Source organism: Vibrio sp. Vb0598, assembly GCF_033338935.1.
GTDB classification, from domain to species: Bacteria; Pseudomonadota; Gammaproteobacteria; order Enterobacterales; family Vibrionaceae; genus Vibrio; species Vibrio alginolyticus.
Map to the genome: position 1 here is coordinate 1 of NZ_JAWOTP010000232.1, position 1,132 is coordinate 1,132.

Below are 1,132 nucleotides of genomic sequence, written 5' to 3' on the forward strand. Positions count from 1 at the left end.
ATATGGCGGTCAGGTCGAATCTCTGCGCATGGATGGCCCAGCAGGTACTGGCCCTGACGTCGTCTTGATCCCACATGATCAGATCGGTGGGGCGGTTATCCAAGGTTTACTTGCTCCAATTCAGGTCGATAAAGCCGTTACCGATACATTTAGTCAATCTTCTATTAACGCATTGACTTACAATGGCGTGCTATACGGCTTGCCAAAATCCGTTGAAACCGTATTTATGGTTTACAACAAAGATCTTATTGCTGAGCTACCAGAAACGATGGACGAAATATTTGAGCTGTCTAAGAAGTTTCGCGAAGAAAATAAATACGGTTTGCTAGCAAAATGGGATGAGCTTTATTACACCTACGGAATTTTAAACGGTATGGGTGGTGATGTTTTCGCTAAAAAAGAAGACGGCTCGTACGATCCTAATAAAATATTACTGAATACTCCAGGGGCAGTCGAAGGCGCAAAATTCATTCAGAAGTTCTATGACTCTAAAGTCTTCCCTACAGGCATCATTGGTAATAACGGGCTTAATGCTATCGATTCACTATTCACGTCGGGCAAAGCAGCGATTGTTCAAACTGGTCCTTGGGCGCTCCAGCCTTACAAAGAAGCAGGGATCAACTACGGTGTAGCGCCTCTTCCAAAATTACCATCTGGTGAGCAAATGGGTTCATTTATGGGGGTTAAGAGTTACAGCATTTCCACTTTCTCGAAAAACAAACCATTAGCGCAAGAGTTTATTACGTTCGTCAATAACTATGACAATGCGAAGCGCCGTTTGAATTAACTGGAGAGGTTCCGGCAGTGACAAAATTGGTGGACGATCCTGTTATCAAGAATGACCCAGGAGAAAGTGCTGTCGCGATGCAATACCTTCAAGCTACGTCTATGCCTTCCATTCCTGAAATGAACGAAGTGTGGGGCCCTGCGAACAGCGCACTTCAGTTGATTGCAACGAATAAACAAGATGCGAAAAGTGCACTCGACTCTGCAGTAGACAGCATCAATATGCAAATAGAAGCTAACCACGCAATGATGGGCCAATAATTTAAAGATATTGTTCTGGCGAAAGCAATTGTCGGCCCTATATAACCATCTTGGGCTGGGGCTGACAGACGCCAGAAGTTTTCCG

2 protein-coding genes are annotated in these 1,132 nt (G+C 44.5%); both read left to right on the top strand.

The features are described 5' to 3' along the window. The coding region (locus R7Q38_RS24325; RefSeq protein WP_318114638.1) for an extracellular solute-binding protein at nucleotides 1-787 on the top strand (787 nt) is incomplete at its 5' end. A 17-nt stretch (nucleotides 788-804) separates the two neighbouring features. After that, complete coding sequence (locus tag R7Q38_RS24330) at nucleotides 805-1,047, top strand: hypothetical protein (protein ID WP_318114639.1); 243 nt, start codon at nucleotides 805-807, stop codon at nucleotides 1,045-1,047. Nucleotides 1,048-1,132: the final 85 nt, after the last annotated feature.